At 67.2% G+C, this 16,800-nt stretch carries 19 protein-coding genes and 1 pseudogene; 2 read left to right on the top strand and 18 right to left on the bottom strand.

The window, feature by feature from the left end:
• Positions 1–465, bottom strand: a pseudogene (locus tag AC01FP_RS12885) (hypothetical protein); the annotation flags it as partial.
• Between the two features lie 117 nt (positions 466–582).
• Between AC01FP_RS12885 and AC01FP_RS12880 the strand changes: the two are divergent.
• Complete coding sequence (locus AC01FP_RS12880) at positions 583–1,128, top strand: hypothetical protein (protein ID WP_474480744.1); 546 nt, start codon at positions 583–585, stop codon at positions 1,126–1,128.
• Here the strand turns inward: AC01FP_RS12880 and AC01FP_RS12875 are convergent.
• The 9 genes from AC01FP_RS12875 to hypB all read right to left on the bottom strand — a co-directional run bounded on the left by AC01FP_RS12875 (position 1,125) and on the right by hypB (position 12,206).
• Positions 1,125–1,358 carry a DUF3136 domain-containing protein gene (locus AC01FP_RS12875; RefSeq protein ID WP_474480743.1) on the bottom strand — a complete coding sequence of 78 codons (234 nt, stop codon included), beginning with the start codon at positions 1,356–1,358 and terminating at the stop codon, positions 1,125–1,127. The two genes, AC01FP_RS12880 and AC01FP_RS12875, sit on opposite strands and share 4 nt — an antisense overlap.
• A 116-nt stretch (positions 1,359–1,474) precedes the next feature.
• A complete protein-coding gene (locus tag AC01FP_RS12870; protein ID WP_474480741.1) occupies positions 1,475–2,161 on the bottom strand; it encodes a LuxR C-terminal-related transcriptional regulator in 687 nt (228 codons plus the stop codon).
• 52 nt (positions 2,162–2,213) lie between these two features.
• A complete protein-coding gene (gene hypE, locus AC01FP_RS12865; RefSeq protein WP_474480740.1) occupies positions 2,214–3,209 on the bottom strand; it encodes a hydrogenase expression/formation protein HypE in 996 nt (331 codons plus the stop codon).
• Positions 3,206–4,243 (bottom strand): hydrogenase formation protein HypD, encoded by a 1,038-nt coding sequence (gene hypD / locus AC01FP_RS12860; RefSeq protein ID WP_474480745.1) that lies wholly within the window; start codon positions 4,241–4,243, stop codon positions 3,206–3,208. The genes hypE and hypD overlap by 4 nt, the downstream gene beginning before the upstream one ends.
• 86 nt (positions 4,244–4,329) lie before the next feature.
• Positions 4,330–5,361, bottom strand: coding sequence for a dihydroorotate dehydrogenase-like protein (locus AC01FP_RS12855; protein ID WP_474480738.1), 1,032 nt, complete (start codon positions 5,359–5,361; stop codon positions 4,330–4,332).
• Entirely contained in the window at positions 5,358–8,945 is a 3,588-nt protein-coding gene (gene nifJ, locus AC01FP_RS12850) for a pyruvate:ferredoxin (flavodoxin) oxidoreductase (protein WP_474480736.1), read from the bottom strand. The genes AC01FP_RS12855 and nifJ overlap by 4 nt, the downstream gene beginning before the upstream one ends.
• Positions 8,942–9,166 carry a HypC/HybG/HupF family hydrogenase formation chaperone gene (locus tag AC01FP_RS12845; RefSeq protein WP_474480734.1) on the bottom strand — a complete coding sequence of 75 codons (225 nt, stop codon included), beginning with the start codon at positions 9,164–9,166 and terminating at the stop codon, positions 8,942–8,944. The genes nifJ and AC01FP_RS12845 overlap by 4 nt, the downstream gene beginning before the upstream one ends.
• Positions 9,167–9,183: 17 nt before the next feature.
• On the bottom strand, positions 9,184–11,505 hold the full coding sequence (hypF, locus tag AC01FP_RS12840; RefSeq protein ID WP_474480732.1) for a carbamoyltransferase HypF: 2,322 nt from the start codon (positions 11,503–11,505) through the stop codon (positions 9,184–9,186).
• On the bottom strand, positions 11,502–12,206 hold the full coding sequence (gene hypB, locus AC01FP_RS12835) for a hydrogenase nickel incorporation protein HypB (RefSeq protein ID WP_474480731.1): 705 nt from the start codon (positions 12,204–12,206) through the stop codon (positions 11,502–11,504). The genes hypF and hypB overlap by 4 nt, the downstream gene beginning before the upstream one ends.
• A 113-nt stretch (positions 12,207–12,319) precedes the next feature.
• On the opposite strand from hypB, the gene AC01FP_RS12830 reads away from it, so the two are divergent.
• On the top strand, positions 12,320–12,454 hold the full coding sequence (locus tag AC01FP_RS12830; RefSeq protein WP_474480729.1) for a hypothetical protein: 135 nt from the start codon (positions 12,320–12,322) through the stop codon (positions 12,452–12,454).
• A gap of 15 nt (positions 12,455–12,469) precedes the next feature.
• Here the strand turns inward: AC01FP_RS12830 and AC01FP_RS12825 are convergent, their stop codons facing one another.
• The 8 genes from AC01FP_RS12825 to AC01FP_RS12790 form a co-directional block, all read right to left on the bottom strand.
• Positions 12,470–12,874, bottom strand: coding sequence for a PIN domain-containing protein (locus AC01FP_RS12825; RefSeq protein WP_474480728.1), 405 nt, complete (start codon positions 12,872–12,874; stop codon positions 12,470–12,472).
• Positions 12,871–13,101, bottom strand: a complete 231-nt coding sequence (locus AC01FP_RS12820) for a hypothetical protein (RefSeq protein WP_322764102.1) — start codon at positions 13,099–13,101, stop codon at positions 12,871–12,873. The genes AC01FP_RS12825 and AC01FP_RS12820 overlap by 4 nt, the downstream gene beginning before the upstream one ends.
• Before the next feature lie 57 nt (positions 13,102–13,158).
• Complete coding sequence (gene hypA, locus AC01FP_RS12815) at positions 13,159–13,500, bottom strand: hydrogenase maturation nickel metallochaperone HypA (RefSeq protein ID WP_474480726.1); 342 nt, start codon at positions 13,498–13,500, stop codon at positions 13,159–13,161.
• Positions 13,493–13,924, bottom strand: coding sequence for a hydrogenase maturation protease (locus AC01FP_RS12810; RefSeq protein WP_474480724.1), 432 nt, complete (start codon positions 13,922–13,924; stop codon positions 13,493–13,495). Before AC01FP_RS12810 ends, hypA begins: the two co-directional genes overlap by 8 nt.
• A 23-nt stretch (positions 13,925–13,947) precedes the next feature.
• A complete protein-coding gene (locus AC01FP_RS12805) occupies positions 13,948–14,250 on the bottom strand; it encodes a type II toxin-antitoxin system VapC family toxin (protein ID WP_474480722.1) in 303 nt (100 codons plus the stop codon).
• Between the two features lie 68 nt (positions 14,251–14,318).
• Positions 14,319–14,681: a nucleotidyltransferase domain-containing protein gene (locus AC01FP_RS12800; RefSeq protein WP_474480720.1), complete on the bottom strand. Its 363-nt coding sequence runs from the start codon at positions 14,679–14,681 to the stop codon at positions 14,319–14,321.
• A 98-nt stretch (positions 14,682–14,779) separates the two neighbouring features.
• Positions 14,780–16,243, bottom strand: a complete 1,464-nt coding sequence (locus AC01FP_RS12795; protein WP_474480718.1) for a Ni/Fe hydrogenase subunit alpha — start codon at positions 16,241–16,243, stop codon at positions 14,780–14,782.
• A gap of 88 nt (positions 16,244–16,331) precedes the next feature.
• The coding region (locus tag AC01FP_RS12790) for a DUF6929 family protein (RefSeq protein ID WP_474480717.1) at positions 16,332–16,800 on the bottom strand (469 nt) is incomplete at its 5' end.

Raw genomic sequence — 16,800 nt, 5'->3', positions numbered from 1 at the left:
TGAGATCCAAGCTGTTTTCAGAGGTCTGTCAAGAGCGGAACTGCCACGGAGCTTTCTCCCCCCTGAACAGTTACGGCCACTGAGGCAGGCATCAATAATCCGCTCCCTAACCAGCTGAAGATTACGCGCCACTCCAACAATGTTGGCAAGGCCAAGAATCCAAGTTTCCGGCACTGGAGTGCACAGCAAAGGGCCGGACCAATAGGTGGCCTCGAGGCGCAAGGGCCTACGGCCCTGCCACCGTGCTACTTGATGAACACAGCGCTCCAGCGCCAAAATCGTCGGATCGCCAAAGGTGTTCCATTCGCCATCAATACGCTGGATCTCAAGGCCAAAAAGATCCAAACATTTTCGCGACTGTCTACTAACGGTGGCCTGACTCAGGCCAAAGCGCTTATAGACCTCATCGCCCGTACGCAACCACTGCAGGGCATCGAGCGCCGTAAGCGCATCAAGATCGACCAAGAAACTAAAATCAGTAAACTAAGCTTATGCCAATCCGATCCACTTTTAGGCCCAGCTGCTCGGGTCAACTTTGCCGCCTAAAATGCCTTCAAATACTCGAAGAATTAGTTGAATCCAATGTCCAACAGCGGGATTCCCAGTGGAGAGGAGGTGCTGGAGCTCGAGCGGCTCAGTCGTCGCCACGGCTCCGGGCTTACAACAGAGCAACTGCTTGGTCGCTGGCGTCTCCAGCTGCTCTGGGGCAAGGGCAGGGCCCAGCCCAACCCCGTCACGGCAGCACTGCTGCGCAACCTGCAGGCAAGCCTGAGCCTCGCAACTCCAAGTTACACTCCCGATGGCACCGCCCCAGAAAGTGGTGCTCTGACGGTGGTAAACAGTGTCCAGCTTGGAGCGTTGCAGCTGCGGTTTAGCGGTAGCGGCACACTGCGAGGCCGTAGGCCTTTACTGGAGTTTTGGTTTAGCCAGCTGGAATTGCGGCTCGGTAGCCGAACCCTCTGGGGGCAGACGATCAGCCACCAGCCCGAGCCACGCCGGCGGCCCTTCTTCGCCTTAATCGCCCGCTCGGGCACGGCTGATAGCAACTGGTTGCTGGCCCGGGGCCGGGGCGGTGGATTGGCCCTGTGGGTTCTCGACCCCCAGCTCGAAAAGGGCAGCGACGCCTAAAGAGCAGCGTTCAGTTCCCGCTGCAACAGGGCAAACAAATAGTCCGGCTCGCGGTACTGAGTAGGCAGGCAGTTGTGCAGGATTTCCAGCCGCTGCCAGCAAACGGTACGCCGCACCTTGGCAATTGTTTTACCCTCGCGAATCAACAGGCGCATGGCCTTGCAATAGAGCGGATAATTGGCTTCCAACTCACCAATGGTGAGACCTGGAGCGGGTGTCGAGGTGGTCATGGAACTCCGGCTGGGCTGCCGCGCAGACCCCGCGTTGGGGCCCTGGCTTGAGTGTGCGCTTCTCGAGTGGATTACCGAGCCCCCCATACGGGGACAATATCAATTGGCACCACTGCTCAGAGCTGCACCATTCCGCAGCGCATACCCTTGAGCACAGCCTGCAATCGGTTGTTGACGTCGAGGGTCTTGAGCAGTCGCTTGGTGTAAGTCTTGGCGGTTTCTTCGCTCACCACCAAGCGCTCGGCAATCTCCCTGTCGGTGAGGCCGCTGGCCAGCAGATCCAGCACTTCGTATTCGCGCTTGGTGAGCCGCGGGCAGCTCAGGTAGGGCAGGGTGCCGGAACGCAGCGAAGGGCTCCGGTAAAAATGCTGCCCCATCACCGCCAGCGCCGCCGCCTGCAGGGGCCGCTGATCGCCAATGAAATCGGCCTCCGCCACCACCGCCTCCAACCAGGGAGCATCGACGTATTGGGCCGGGATCACATCCCCCAAAGCAAGCAATACCGCCCGCAAGCCCGGATGGGCACTACGCGCCTTGCGAACCAGCTCGAAGCCGTTGCCATCCTCGAGGTAGTCGGTACAGATCAGCAGCTCGTAGGGCTCCCGCGCCAGATAGGCCAGGCAGGTGGCCTCATCGGTGACGGCGCAGCCGATGCGGGTGCGGTCTTGAAAGCTTTCGCACACCGACCTCAACAGGAAGCGACCCTTCATGGCGATCGCCACCTTGCCGCTGATCGCGACTGACAGCAGCACTTGGTCGAGGGTGGTGCCCTCCAGGCTGCTCAAAAAGGGTGTGAGATCCATCGACCCACAACTCTTAGCAATAGTGTAGAAGCAAATAGGTTGGCATGTGGGTTTAGCAGATGCGGGGCAGCAGCTCGCCGCTGAGGGGCAGCAGCAGGCGCTCGGTGCCAAAAGAGGTAGTGAGCAGCACCCGTCCTTTGCTACAGGCCGGCCGCACGCTGCCGATCCAGGCTCCGCCGCTGGCGGCCAGTAGCGCCTGGGCCTGATCGCGGGCCGAGGGCGGCACCACCGCCACAAAGCGACCCTCATTGGCCAGATGCAAGGGCTCAAAGCCCAGCAGCTCACAGCAGCGTGCCACGGGCTCCAGCACTGGCAGGCACGCCTCCTCGATCGCCAACTCCACCCCGGCCGCCTCCGCCAGCTCCTGCAGGGCACTGGCCAGGCCGCCGCGGGTGAGGTCGCGCAGGCAGTGAATCCGAACCCCGGCTTCCAGCAGGGCCCGCACCTGGGGCCAGAGCGGCGCGCAGTCGCTGAGCACGGGCGGCACCAGGGCCAAACCATGGCGGGCAGCCAGGATTGCCACGCCATGGCGACCTAGATCGCCGCTCACCAGCAGCTGATCGCCTGGGCGAATCGCGGTGGGGTCAATTGGCGTCGGGGCCTGCACAACCCCGATGCCACTGGTGGTGATGAATATGCCGTCAGCCTTACCCCGTTCGACCACCTTGGTGTCGCCGGTAACGATCGTGAGCTCGCAGGCCCGGGCCGCCGCCGCCATCGAGGCCACCAGGCGCCGCAGCAGCACCAGCGGCAAGCCCTCCTCCAGCAGCAGCGCCACACTCAGATGCAGGGGCCGGGCGCCCGCCATCGCTAAATCATTGGCGGTGCCGATCACCGCCAGGCTGCCAATATCACCACCGGGAAATTCCAGCGGCTGCACCACGTAGCCGTCGGTGCTGAAGGCCAGCGGACCGGGCGGCAATTCGAGCCGGGCCGCATCGTGCAGCACCTGGGCCGGGTCGCCGTAGAGAGAGCGCAGCTCCTGGTTGATCAACTGCTGCATCAGGGTGCCGCCACCGCCATGGGCCAGCTGGATGCAATCGCTCACGGGGCCGGCCGTCTGTAGCGGTGGTAAGCGGCGCAGGCCCCTTCGCTCGACACCATCGGTGCCCCCAGCGGCCGCTCCGGGGTGCAGGCCGAACCGAAGGCCAGGCAATCGGGCGGGAGGGCGCGGCCCTGCAGGATCAGGCCGCTGATGCAGGGGCTGACTAGGGGCTCAGGCGGCGGGGCAGCAGCCGCTGAGGGCAGGCCAAACCGCAGCAGCGCATCGAAGTCGCGGTAGGCCGCAGCCAGCTCATAACCACCAGCGGCGATGGGGCCCAAACCCCGCCAGGGCTGGTCCACCACCTCAAACACCTCCTTCAGCAAGGCCTGGGCCGCGCCGTTGCCCTCCTGGCGCACCACCCGGCCGTAGGCATTGGCAAGCGCCGGAGTGCCCGCCTCCAGCAACTGCACCAGCCGCAGCAGCCCGGCCATCACATCGGCAGGCTCAAAGCCCGAGACCACCACCGGCACCCGGTGGCGCTGCACCAGCTGCCCGAGCTCGGCGGTGCCCATCACCGCCCCCACATGGCCCGCCGCCAAAAAGCCCTGCACCTGGTTGCCGGGCTCCTGCAGCAACGCCGCCATCGCCGGCGCCACCCGCACATGGGCCAGCAGCACCGTGAGGTTGGTGAGCCCCAGGGCCCGGGCCTGGCGCAGCAGCAGGGCGGTGGCCGGAGCAGTGGTTTCAAAGCCCACCGCTAAAAACACCACCTGGCGCTCAGGGCACGCCTGGGCCAGGGCAATGGCCTGCAGGGGCGAGATGAACAGGCGCACGTCTGCACCAGCTGCCCGAGCGCCGAGCAAATCAAACGCCCCACTTTCAGCGGGCACCCTGCCGCCGGGCACCCGCAACATGTCGCCGTAGGAGCAAAGGATCACCTCGGAGCGCGCCGCCAACTCCAGAGCCGCGTCGATGCGCTCAGCCGGTGTCACACACACCGGACAGCCCGGCCCATGGATCAGACGCAGCCCAGGCGGCAGCAACTGATCGAGCCCCCAACGCAGGATGGCGTGGGTCTGGCCGCCGCACACCTCCATCACCGTCCAGGGGCGGCTGGCAGTGGCAGCAAGCTGGGCCGCCAGCTCAGCTACCCGGCTATTGATTTGGCTTTGCAGGGCGGCACTCACCAGGGGCCCGGCGCCTGGCAGGCATCGGCCGGGCGGTAGCCCTGGATGGCTCGCATGTATTGGGTCCGCTCGTATTCGGCCGGATTGGGGCAGCGCTGCTGGCTCATGCAGCCCACCAGCTCCGCCACCGATGCCACCTCGTGCTCCATCAGCCAGGTGGCCAGCTCCTCCTCCAGGCCCGCCAAGCGTTCGGGGCCGTGGCGCAGCAATGCCCCCACCACCTGGGTAACCGAAGCCCCCGCCATCAACAGCCGCACCACGTCGGTGCCCCGGTGCACGCCGCCACTGGCGGCCAGATCCAGGGGCTGGCGGCCGTGCAGCAGGGCGATCCAGCGCAGCGGCAGGCGCAGGTCGTGGGGGGTGGAAAGCAGCAGGTTGGGCCGCAGTTCCATGGTCTCGATGTCGATGTCTGGCTGGTAGAAGCGGTTGAACAGCACCAGGCCGTCGGCGCCGGCGGCGGCCAGGCGCCGGGCGATGGCGCTGAGGTTGGTGAAGAAGGGGCTGAGCTTCACCGCCAGGGGCAAGCGCACCTCGGCGCGCACCTGGCGCACGATCTCCTCCACGGCCGCCTCGATGGCGGCGCTGGAGAGCTCCGGGTCGGTGGGAATGGCGTAGATGTTGAGCTCCAGGGCCGAGGCGCCCGCCGCCTCGATCCGCCGCGCCGACTCCACCCAGCGGCCGGGGCTGGTGCCATTGAGGCTGGCGATCACGGGCACCGCCAGACGCTGGCTGGCCTGCTCCAGATGGCGCAGGTAGAGGTCTTCCCCGCCATGGAAGATCGATGGCTCCGGCACGTAGCTGAGCGCCTCGCCATAGCTATCGGCGCCGGCCATGGCATGGCGGTGCAGGTCGAGCTGCTCCTGCTCGATCTGCTCCTCAAACAGAGAATGGAGCACGATCGCTGCCGCCCCGGCCCGCTCTAGGGCCTGCAGCTGGTCCAGCTCCTCGCTGAGGGGCGCGGCAGCGCCCACCACCAGGGGGCTGCGCAGGGTCAAGCCGAGATAGGTGGTGGTGAGATCGGGGATCATGGCTTGGGGGCTGGCTGGGAGAGCGCCCGGTAGGTGGCCCAGCGGCATTCGAGCTCTTTCTGGGCCTGGCGCACCAGGGCCTGGGCCCGCTCCGGCTGGCTGTAGCGCAGCATGCGGAAGCGGTTTTCCTGCTCCATCGCCTCCTTGAGCGAGCGCTTTGGCGCCGGGCTGTCGAGTTGTAGGGGAATCTCACCGCGCTCGGCGCGGCGTGGGTCGTAGCGGTAGAGCAGCCAGCGGCCCGAATCCACCGCCAGCTTCTGGTGGGCCATGCCCTGGGCCATGTTGATGCCGTGGGCGATGCAGTGGGAGTAGGCAATGATCAGCGAGGGCCCCGGGTAGCTCTCGGCCTCCAGAAATACGCGGATGGTGTGCTCATCTCGGGCCCCCATCGCCACACTCGCGACATAGACGCTGCCGTAGGTCATCGCCATCAGACCCAGGTCTTTTTTGGGAGCCGCCTTACCAGCGGCGGCAAACTTGGCCACCGCCCCCCGGGGGGTGCTTTTGGATGCCTGGCCACCGGTGTTGGAGTACACCTCGGTGTCGAGCACCAGGGCGTTGACGTCGCGGCCACTGGCCAGCACGTGGTCGAGGCCACCGAAGCCGATGTCGTAGGCCCAGCCATCGCCGCCCACCAGCCAGACGCTGGTTTTCACCAGGGCATCGGCCAGCTCCAGCAGCTGGCGGGCCTCGGGCTGCTCCATAACGACCAAACGCGCCTTGAGCTCGGCCACCCGCTGGCGCTGCTCAACGATGCCGGCCTCATCGCCCTGGTCGGCGTTGCGGATCGCCGCGGCCAGGGGGGTCGGCAGCTCGGCAAGCTCAGGCTGGCCCGCCAACCGCTCCAGCAGATCGAGGGCCATCTGGCGCTGCTGGTCGCGCGCCACCCGCATCCCGTAGCCGAATTCGGCGTTGTCTTCAAACAGGGAATTGCTCCAGGCCGGGCCCTGCCCCTCGGCGTTGGCGCTACAGGGGGTGGTGGGCAGGTTGCCGCCGTAGATCGAGCTGCAACCGGTGGCGTTGGCGATCAGCATCCGATCGCCAAACAGCTGGGAGGCGAGCTTGAGGTAGGGCGTTTCGCCGCAGCCGCCGCAGGCGCCGGAAAACTCAAACAATGGCTGCTGCAGCTGCTGCTGGCCGATCTTGTGCAGGTTGAGCTCGGCGCGGGGCACCTCGGGCAGCTGCAGGAAAAAGTCCCAGTTGCCGCGGGCCTGCTCTCGCAACGGCCGCTGCGGCGCCATGTTGATCGCCTTGCGCTTGAGCTCGCTGCGATCGCGGGCGGGGCACACCTCCACGCACAGGGCGCAGCCGGTGCAGTCTTCCGCGGCCACCTGGATGGTGAAGGTCTGGCCGGCGAAGGCGGGGTCGCGGGCGGGGGCGGTGCGAAAGCCCTCGGGGGCTGCGGCGAAGAGATCAGGGGCGCCCACCTTGGCACGGATCACCGCATGGGGGCACACCAGCACGCACTTGCCGCACTGCACGCACAGGTCGGTCTCCCACACGGGCACTTCGGCAGCGATGTTGCGCTTCTCCCAGCGGGCCGTGCCCACCGGCCAGGTGCCGTCGCAGGGCAGGGCGCTCACCGGCAGGGCGTCGCCGCGGCGCTCGAGCATCGGCCCGATCACTTCCCGCACAAACTCTGGGGCCCCACTGAGCCGGTCCTCCCGCAATGGCTCCGGGCCGGAGTCGTCGAAGGCCGACCAATCGAGGGGCACCAGCTGCTCGAGGCTGGCATCGAGGGCGGCCAGGTTCATTGCCACCACCGCCTCACCCTTGCGGCGGTAGCTGGTTTCGATCGAGTGGCGAATCCGGGCGAGGGCCTCTTGGCGCGGCAGCACGCCGCTGAGGGCAAAGAAGCAGGCCTGCATCACCGTGTTGATGTGGGGCCCCATGCCCGCCTGGCGCGCCACTTTGTAGGCATTGATCTGCTGCACCTCAATCCCCTTGCTGCGGATCTGAGCGCGCAGGACTTCCGGCAGCCGCGCCCAGGTGTCTGCTGGCGCAAAGGGGCTATTGAGCAGAAACACGCCGCCGGGCTCGATGCCGGCCAGCAGATCGAAGCGCTCGACGAAATCCCACTGGTGGCAGGCCACAAACGTGGGCTGCTGGATCAGGTAGGTGGAGCGGATCGGCTGGGGCCCAAAGCGCAGGTGCGACACCGTGACCGAACCAGACTTTTTGGAGTCGTAGACGAAGTAGGCCTGGGCAAATAAATCGGTGCCCTCGCCAATGATTTTGATCGCCGCCTTGTTGGCCCCCACCGTGCCATCGGAGCCCAGGCCATAGAACACGGCGCGCACCTCAGCGGCGTCGGTATGAAAGGTGTTGTCGAGGGGCAGGGAGCGATGGGTGAGGTCGTCGTCGATGCCCACCGTGAAGTGGTTGAGCGGGCGGGGCTGGCCAGCTGCCAGCAGGGGCTGCAAATGATCAAACACCGCCTTCACCATCGCCGGGGTGAACTCCTTCGACGACAGCCCGTAGCGACCGCCCAACACCGCCGGCAGTGATGCGCCTCTATGCACGGCCGCCCACTCCTCAGCCAGGGCTGCCACCACATCGAGGTAGAGGGGTTCGCCGGGGGCGCCGGGCTCCTTGCAGCGATCGAGCACGGCAATCGCCCGGGTGCTGGCCGGCAGGGCCTCCACCAGCAGCCGGGCCGCAAAGGGCCGAAACAGGCGCACCTTCAGCACCCCCACCCGCTCGCCGGCGGCCTGCAGCGCCTCAGCCGTTTCCACAGCGGTTTCGCAGCCGGAACCCATCAGCACCAGCACCCGCTCGGCAGCGGCAGGGCCGACGTAGTCGTAGGGGCGGTAGGGGCGACCAGTGAGCTCGCCAAAGCGCGCCATCGCCTCGATCAGATGGTCCGGGGCCGCGTCGTAGAAGCGGTTTACCGATTCGCGCGCCTGGAAGTAGACGTCTGGGTTTTGGCTGGTGCCGCGGATCACCGGGCGATTGGGGCTGAGGGCGCGGGCGCGGTGGGCGCTGATCTCCGCCGCGGGCATCAGCTCGAGCAGCTGGCCGTCGCTGAGCGGCTCGATCTTCTGGATCTCGTGGGAGGTGCGAAAGCCATCGAACACATGCAGGAACGGCAGCCGGCTGCGCAGGCTGAGCCGGGCGGCAATGGCGGCGAAGTCGCCCGTCTCCTGCACCGACGCTGAGCAGAGAATCCCGCAGCCGCTGCCGCGGGTGGCCATCACATCGCTGTGATCGCCAAAGATCGATAGGCCCTGGGCCGCCAGGGAGCGGGCCGCCACGTGCAGCACCGCCGGGGTGAGCTCCCCCGCCCACTTGTAGAGGTTGGGGATCATCAGCAGCAGCCCCTGGCTGGCCGTGAAGGTGGTGGTGAGCGCCCCGGCCTGCAGGGCGCCATGCACCGTGCCGGCGGCACCGCCCTCGCTCTGCAGCTCCACCACCGCGGGCACCGTGCCCCAGAGGTTGGGCCTGGCCTCGGCCGCCCAGGCATCGGCCCACTCGCCCATCGGCGAGGCCGGCGTGATCGGGTAGATGGCGATCACCTCATTGAGGCGGTAGGCCACCCGGGCCACGGCCTCGTTGCCATCAATCGTGAGTAGGGGAGTGCTCATGGCTCTTCGGCGGGATCGTCAGCGAGCACGACGCTTAGGGCCATGCCCACGTGCACCAGCACCCGATCGCCCACCGCCGCCTCCGGCAGGCAGGCCAGGCTCACAACCTGGCGCACGCCACCGAAATCCACCTCGGCCTGGCGCCACAGCTCCGCATCAGGGCCGGCATCCGCCGCCGAACCGGAGATCGACAAGATCAGGCCGGGGGTGGCCAGGCACATGGGTAGGCCTCCACGCTCTACTTCGTTATAGGCAGATCAGCCAGAGCTGCCCAAAGCTGGCCTAGGGCCAGGCCACCGTCGTTGCTGGGCAGCTGCTCGGCCCAGCGGGGCACCAGACCGGCCCCCCGCAGGGCAGTGGCGGTGAGCTCCAGCAGCAGGCGGTTCTGGAAGCAGCCACCGGCCAGCAGCACCGTGGTGGCATCAAGGCGCCCAGCCGCCTCAGCCGCCGCACTGGCCAAGCCGGCCGCCAGGGAAGCGTGGAAGCAGGCAGCGCTCTCCTGCGGCGCCACGCCCGCGTTCAACAAGCTGTGCAACAGGGGCTGCCAGTCGAGCCAGCCAAGCTCCAGCCCAGCGGCCGGCAGTAGCGGCATGGGCGCCACCTGCGGAGGCGGGGCCTGCAGGGCTAGGCTCTCCAGCAGCAGCCCCGCCTCCCCCTCGAAGCTGCTGCGCTGGCAAAGATCCAGCAGGGAGGCCGCCGCATCAAACAGGCGGCCAGTGCTGGAGCAAAGCGGGCTATGGCAGCCCGTGGCGATGGCCTGCAGCAGCAGCTGCCAGTCGCAGTGGGTGAAAGCGGCCCGGCAGGCAGCGCCCCCCGGATGGCCCAGGGCCTCCGGGCCGGCGGCGGCCAGCAGGCCCAGGGCGGCGCGGCGTGGTTCGGCCATGGCCCGCTCGCCGCCGGGCAGGGGAAAGGGGCGCAGGCAGGCCCAGCGCTCAGCGCCAGACGCTGTGAGCCAAAGCAGCTCGCCGCCCCAGAGCCGATGGCCGCTCGCCCCGGCCGGCTCGCCATAGCCAAGGCCGTCGCAGGCCCACACCAGCAGGGGCAGCGGCAGGCCGTGCTCGGCCGCCACCGCCAGGCCGTGGGCGCGGTGGTGCTGCACCAGCTGCAACGGCAGCCCCAGCCGCCGGGCCGCCGCCGCCGCCAGCTGGTGGCTGGCGTAGCCGGGATGGCCATCGCAGGCCAGGGCAGCGAGCCCGGGGCCGGGGCGCTCCAGCAGCTGCTCGAGCCCCTCGCCCAGCAGCTGCTGGGCGAGGGGCCCGGCCAGATCACCCAGCAGCGGCGCCAGCCAAACGCGGCCGCCGCGCGCCAGGGCCGGCGCACTTTTGAGATCACCGCCGAGGGCCAGGGCGTTGCCGGGCGGGGCCTGCAGAGCTAGGGCCTGGGGGGCGTAGCCGCGGGCCCGGCGCAGCAGCACCGGCCGCCCTTCGATCAGCTGCAGCACCGAGTCGTCGAGGCGACGGACGATCGGGCGGTTGTGCAGCAGGAAGCCATCGGCGATGCCGGCGAGGCGATCGAGGGCCTCGGCCGGATCGAGGCAGAGGGGCTCGCCGCTGCGGTTGCCGCTGGTGGCCACCAGGTGGCGGCCAAAACCCGCCGCCAGCAGCTGGTGCAACGGCGAAGCCGGCAACATCACCCCCAAAGCGGCGCTGCCGGGGGCCACCCCGGCGAAGGGCTGGCGCTGGTCTGGCCGCAACCGCAGCAGCACGATCGGCGCGGCCGGGTGCTGCAGCTGGAGCCTTTCAGGCTCAGATAGCTCCACCAGCGGAGCGATGGCCTCCAGATCGGCCACCAGCAGGGCCAGGGGCTTGGCCGGGCGCTGCTTGCGCTGGCGCAGCCGGGCCACCGCCGCCGGATCACCGGCGGCCACCAGCAGCTGGAAGCCGCCCACCCCCTGCAGGGCCAAAATCCCGCCCGCCGCCAGCAGGGCCAGGGCCGCCGCCAGCGGATCCCCGCCGCCGTCCCCGGCTCCCTGCCACCGCAACTGGGGCCCGCAGGCGGGGCAGCCGATCGTTTCGGCGTGGAAGCGGCGGTCGCCTGGGTCGTCGAACTCCTTCTGGCAGAGGGCGCACAGGCGGAAGCCCGCCAGGCTGGTGTGGGCGCGGGCGTAGGGCTCGGCGCTGGCGATCGAATAGCGCGGCCCGCACTGGCTGCAGGTGATGAAGGGGTAGCGGTGGCGGCGGTTGGCAGGGTCGTGGAGTTCGGCCAGACAGGTGGGGCAGGGGGCCAGATCGGCGGCGAGGGCCGGGGCGATCAGGCCGGCGCCCAGGGGTTGGGCGGTGGCGGCGGCGATGCGCAGGCCAGGCGGCGCCGGGACGAGGGGCGGGAGCCACTCGGGCGCCAGTGGCTCAAGAGCGCCGGGGGGCTGCAACGCCTCGGGCAACCGCCGCAGCAGCAGCTCCAGCGAACGGCGCTCCCCCTGCAACTCCAGCTTTACGGCGCCAGCGACGTTTTCCACCTCGCCCACCAGCTGCAGCTCGGCGGCCAGGCGGTGCACCAGGGGCCGAAACCCCACCCCCTGCACCACCCCGCGGCACCAGAGGCGCAGCCGGGCCGCGCTCATCGCGCCAGGGCAGCGATCAGGGCGTCGAGGCCGGCGCCGCTGCGGGCTGAGGTTTCCAGCACACGGGCGTGGGGAGCGACCCGGGCGATGGCGGCGTGGGCGGCGACGCGATCGAAGCCCACCGCCTCGGCCAGGTCGATCTTGGTGATCAGCACCAGATCGGCGCCGTGGAAGATCGGCGCGTATTTGAGCGGCTTGTCTTCGCCCTCGGTGGTGGAGAGCAGCACCACCCGCAGGCTCTCGCCGAGGTCGTAGGCGCCGGGGCACACCAGGTTGCCGACGTTCTCGATCACCAGCAGCTCGAGCTGCTCAAGGCTGATGCCCTGGTGATGGAGGCGATGCAGCCCCTCAGCCACCATCGGCGCCTCCAGGTGGCAGGCCTGGCCGGTGGTGATCTGCACCGCCGTCAGCCCGGCGGCCTGGAGGCGGCGGGCGTCGTTATCGGTGGCCAGATCGCCCACGATCACCGCCAAGCCGGCGGGATCGAGGCGCTGGGCAAGGGCTTCGAGTAGGGCGGTTTTGCCCGAACCGGGCGAGGAGAGCAGGTTCACCACCGTGACGCCTGCGGCTTCGAAGCGCTGGCGCAGGCCTGCCGCCTGGGCGTCGTTGCGCTGCAGCAGGGCCGTGTGCAGGGGTAGCTGGCGGGTTGGTTGTGGCAGCGGCTCAAGCGCCGGCTGTCCGCAGGAGCAGTCGCGGCACATGGGGACACGGGGCTGGGGCTGCCTTCAGGCTAGGAACGCTGGACGGTGCGGACAGCGTCAGCAATTGATGATCAAAATGGTGAGCTGAACTTGGTGCCCTGAAAGGTTCCCCGATGCGCACCACCGTCATGCAGCTCAAACAAGCCCTGCAGGCCCTGGTGCAGCGGGAAAGTGCCAGGCGCCTGGCCGCCCTCGGCGGCAGTGAGCCAAGCCTGGAGCCAATTCCCCGGCGGCGGAGCAGCCTTTGATCCTCATCGGCGGCTTCAGCTAGGGCGATGCAACCGCTGCAGACGCAGCGAACTCACCATGGCCACGGCCTCAAAGTCAGCATCAAAGCTCACCAGCACGGCATTGTGATGCAGAGCCACGGCGGCCACCAGCAGGTCGAGGCTCAGCACCGTGCGGCCTATGGCACGGCAGTCCTGGCCCAGCACAATCGCCTGCCTCCAGAGGTCTGGCGGCGTGGCCAAGGATGGCAATGTGGCGAACTGGGCCTCTAGCCGCTGGGCCTCGTCCGGTCGGGCCGAGCGCAGCAGCTCAAAGCGCACCGGCTCGGCGAGATGGGCCGCTGGATCCAGCACAAACGGGGCGATGAACTGCTTCAAGGCCAACGGGCTCCGGGCCCGGGTGAAGTCGATCCAGAGACTGCTATCGAGCAACAGCGTCATCGGGCCAGAGCCTGGTCCCGGTCGCGGTCGCGCTGTCGATCAGCCTCAAAACTATCCAGCTCCACCCCCCACTCGCCGCTGAGGAAACGCTGGGCGATGCGGGCGCGTCGATGCCGCTGCAGAGCCTCCTCCATCAGCAGACGAATGGCCGGACCTTTTTTGCGCTCACCCGTGAGCTCGAGGACTTCAACCATCTCCTCCTCGGAAAGCTCAACCGTCACTTTCATTGTTTTACCTTTTAATAATCAGATTTTGACATGGACATAGCAGGGAACCAAGCACCCTCACACCACCTCCAGACTCAGCAGCCGCAGGTCGCGGCCGCGCAGCAACTGACGGCTGATCTCACCACAACGGGGACAGTCGCAGCAGCCATCCTGGGCGGGGAAGGGGGCGTCGCAGACGGTGCAATGGCATTCGGCCGCTTCGGTCTCAATGCGCAGCTCGGCGCCAGCAGCGATCGTGCCGGCCATCACCACCGCGTGGGCGAAGTGCAGCGCCTCAGGCTCCACCCCGGCCAGGCTGCCGATGCGCAGGCTGATCGCCGTGATGCGGCTGGCACCCTCGGCGTGGGCCGCCGCCAGCGCCTGATCGCGAACCGCCTCCATCAGGCTGAGTTCATGCATGGCGCGCCAGCCAACCCTGCATGAGCGCCTGGGCCTGGGGCAGGGAGGCCTGGAGCTCAGCCGAGAGCGTGGTGCCGTGCTCGAAGCGCGTCGCTGGCACCTGGAGCAGGTGGGCTGCAGGGGCGCGGCCGTAGAGCGCCTGGCTGATAGCCAGCAGCTGGGCCGGCTCGAGCCGGTGGCTCTCGGCCGCACCCGCGGCAGGCGAGATCACTGTGATCCGGGGAGCCGCGCCGGCCGGCGCCAGCCAGGCATCGATAAACAACACCGCCTCCAGCTCGGCCAGCTCCGCAGCCAGTTCCGGGGTGAGCTGCTGGACGCTGCGGCCGCCAGCCTGCTCAGCCAGCAAGGCGCCCACGCCATCGTCACCGCGGAGGGGATTGCCGATGCCGATCACCAGGCGGGTTTGCTGGTGGCGGGTGGGCATGGGCAGAAGGAAGGGATTCAGACTCAGGGATTGAGAAGGTTTTCAAGGCTCTCGCCACCCGGTAGTCGATAGATCCCCAAGTCGCGTCGATCGAGGGTCGCAATACGGCGGATTCCATGCTGCTGGGCCACCCAGAGCAGGGAAGCATCCGCCAGGTCCATTGGCAGGTCGCCGTACTGGCGCATCCAGGTCGCCATCAACTCCAGGGCGGATCCAGCGAGCTCCGCAAGGTTCAGACCACCGAGCGACACCCAGGAGAGGAAGCGCGGTGCCACATCCGCAGGGATCAGATGGCAGACCTCTGTCAAAACCGGCCAGGTGGACACGAAAGCCCCCTGATATGGCTGGCCGGCATGGGTGATGGGATAAGCCGTCAGCGGCTTCGCGGCGCCGGTCAGAGGGCATAAAGCTCCCTGCCGTCTCTAAAAGCCTCAGTCACCACATGCTGGCTGGACAGGCGGCGCTCCTGAACCTCCCGATGGGAATAAAGGAGCAGATCAATCGGGATCCTGTGATGGGCCAGCTTGTGTCCCAAAGACCCTGTTTCCTCAAAACGCGAATGACTGGCCAACCAGGCATTGGGCACGGTCACCAGCAGATCAAGGTCGGAATCCGGCCGGGCGGTACCGCGGGCGCGGGAGCCAAACAGGCGCACTTCGGCGCCGGGGATAGCCGCCTGGATCTCGGCAGCGATGGAGCGCAACAGCGGCTCATCCACCACGTAGTGATAGCTGGTGGGGCGGGCCGGGGCAGTCATGGAGAACACTCTGGCCGATTTCCAGGGATAGAAGGAATAAAAATAGGGATGGGGGTCAGGATGATTTGGCCGGTGCCGCGGGCGATTGAGGTCGATGCTCAATCCCGCACCCGCTCCGCCAGCAGCCGCCCGGCCGCATCCAGCAGCGCAATCCGCAGCGGCATCTGGCCGGCGGCGTGGGTGCTGCAGCTCAGGCAGGGATCGAAGCAGCGGATGCCCGCCTCCACCCGGTTGAGCAGGGCCTCAGGGATTTCGGCGCCCTCGGCCAGTGGCGAAGGGCCGATGTAGTGGCGGGCGATCTGGGCCACGGTGCGGTTCATCGCCAGGTTGTTTTGGCCGGTGGCGATGATCAGGTTCACCCGGGTAATTAGGCCGTCGTCGTCCACTCGGTAGTGGTGAAACAACGTGCCCCGGGGCGCCTCGCTCACCCCCACCGCCTCGTTGGCGTTGAGGCTGGCGTGGGCGCGGATGCGGCCGCCCATCAAGGCGTCGTCGGCCACCAGCTGCTCGATCCCCTCCAGGCAGGCCACGATTTCCACCAGCCGGGCGTGGTGATAGGCAAACGAGGAGGTGATGATGCGGCCGCCACTCTCCACAGTGCCGCTGCGCTGGCGCAGCTCAGCCAGCTCCGCATCAGCCCAGGCGGTGCCGATCCGCTCGCACACATTCAGCCGCGCCAGCGGGCCCACCCGATACATCCCCTCCGGATAGCCCAGGGGCTTGTAGTAGGGGAATTTCAGATAGCTCCAGCTCTCCACCGCCTCGCCCAGGAAGCTGGCGTAATCGTCTTCCGAGAGGCCATCGGCCACGATCCGGCCGTGGCTGTCGATGATGCGGATCGCCCCCTCAATGCACTCCCAACCGCCATCAGGTGCCACCAGGCCCATGAACAGCGACGGGAAATCGCCAAAAGTGAGCTGCTCCCGCTGCAGCGGCCCATCCAGCAATTTTTTGTAGAGCTCCAATGCCGCGGCCGCGGTGGCCCTGGCCTCCGGTAGCCGTTCCAGGATCCAATCGCGGGCTATGGCGCTGAGGGGCGAGCGCACCCCACCAGGCACGGCCCAGGCCGAGTGGATCTTGCGGCCCGCCAGCTGCTCGATTAGTTGCTGGCCAAACTGGCGCAGGCGGATGCCGGCGCGGGCGAGCTCCGGATCAGCCGCCATCAGACCAAACACATTGCGCTTGGCCGGATCGCTCTCCCAGCCCAGCAGGAAATCGGGGCTGCTGAGGTGAAAAAACGACAGCGCATGGCTCTGGGTGAGCTGGGCCAGGTTCAGCAGCCGCCGCAGCTTGCGCGCCGCCGGCGGCGGCTGCACCGCCAGCAGCTTGTCGCCGGTTTTCGCCGCGGCCAGCAGGTGGCTCACCGGGCAGATGCCGCAGATGCGCGCCGTGATGCCCGCCATTTCCGTGAAGGGCCGGCCCTCGCAGAAGGTTTCGAAGCCGCGATACTCCACCACGTGGAAGCGGGCATCAGCGATCCGACCGGTGTCATCGAGGTGGAGCGTGATCTTGGCGTGCCCCTCGATGCGGGTGACGGGGTCGATCGTGATCGTGCGGGTCATGACTTAGTCAGACTTGAAGTGCTGTGCACGCAGGCTCTGGCGGCAAGCACATGGACAAAAGATTAAGGAAAAGACAAGAGAAAGGGAGCTAATAAGCCTTGAGCTGATACCAAAAGAATTCGCTGGCGCCATCATCATTATCACTAACAATAACCCCTTTGATCTTGCGCAGACCGCCAGACTCAACAGCTATGGATTCAGCCTTAGTCAAGACAATGCGCCCATCTCGACTGAGAGGAATGGCCGCATCTACCAAGTCAAGCAATATGTTTGACTGCAAATTACGCCGGGGTATTACTCCGACAAAGCTACCAAGTATTGCGCCATCAGCATATGCATTTCCCGTAGCCTCCACAGAAGCTGTGTAGACCAAACTATCGCGCTCAGCCCAGTATTCACCCCCCGAAAGACCCGCTTCAAAACCATTCACAGACGGCAAACGGACAGGGATTGCTTCAGGCTTCGAAACGCTAGAGCGGCGGCCCTGAATATAATCAACAAATTCTTCCTTTGGTATTGCAAATATCATGTTCCCACCAGCGTTAACCCGGTTCAAG

The organism is Cyanobium sp. NIVA-CYA 375 (assembly GCF_056108345.1).
The sequence above is the reverse complement of the archived record's forward strand: the minus strand, read 5'-3'. Positions and strand labels throughout refer to the sequence as shown.

Coding starts and splice junctions, on each gene's coding strand:
- AC01FP_RS12880 (WP_474480744.1), top strand. CDS start 583: ATGTCCAACAGCGGGATTCCCAGTGGAGAGGAGGTGCTGGAGCTCGAG.
- AC01FP_RS12875 (WP_474480743.1), bottom strand. CDS start 1,358: ATGACCACCTCGACACCCGCTCCAGGTCTCACCATTGGTGAGTTGGAA.
- AC01FP_RS12870 (WP_474480741.1), bottom strand. CDS start 2,161: ATGGATCTCACACCCTTTTTGAGCAGCCTGGAGGGCACCACCCTCGAC.
- hypD (WP_474480745.1), bottom strand. CDS start 4,243: ATGGAGGTGTGCGGCGGCCAGACCCACGCCATCCTGCGTTGGGGGCTC.
- AC01FP_RS12855 (WP_474480738.1), bottom strand. CDS start 5,361: ATGATCCCCGATCTCACCACCACCTATCTCGGCTTGACCCTGCGCAGC.
- nifJ (WP_474480736.1), bottom strand. CDS start 8,945: ATGAGCACTCCCCTACTCACGATTGATGGCAACGAGGCCGTGGCCCGG.
- AC01FP_RS12845 (WP_474480734.1), bottom strand. CDS start 9,166: ATGTGCCTGGCCACCCCCGGCCTGATCTTGTCGATCTCCGGTTCGGCG.
- hypF (WP_474480732.1), bottom strand. CDS start 11,505: ATGAGCGCGGCCCGGCTGCGCCTCTGGTGCCGCGGGGTGGTGCAGGGG.
- hypB (WP_474480731.1), bottom strand. CDS start 12,206: ATGTGCCGCGACTGCTCCTGCGGACAGCCGGCGCTTGAGCCGCTGCCA.
- AC01FP_RS12830 (WP_474480729.1), top strand. CDS start 12,320: ATGCGCACCACCGTCATGCAGCTCAAACAAGCCCTGCAGGCCCTGGTG.
- AC01FP_RS12825 (WP_474480728.1), bottom strand. CDS start 12,874: ATGACGCTGTTGCTCGATAGCAGTCTCTGGATCGACTTCACCCGGGCC.
- AC01FP_RS12820 (WP_322764102.1), bottom strand. CDS start 13,101: ATGAAAGTGACGGTTGAGCTTTCCGAGGAGGAGATGGTTGAAGTCCTC.
- hypA (WP_474480726.1), bottom strand. CDS start 13,500: ATGCATGAACTCAGCCTGATGGAGGCGGTTCGCGATCAGGCGCTGGCG.
- AC01FP_RS12810 (WP_474480724.1), bottom strand. CDS start 13,924: ATGCCCACCCGCCACCAGCAAACCCGCCTGGTGATCGGCATCGGCAAT.
- AC01FP_RS12800 (WP_474480720.1), bottom strand. CDS start 14,681: ATGACTGCCCCGGCCCGCCCCACCAGCTATCACTACGTGGTGGATGAG.
- AC01FP_RS12795 (WP_474480718.1), bottom strand. CDS start 16,243: ATGACCCGCACGATCACGATCGACCCCGTCACCCGCATCGAGGGGCAC.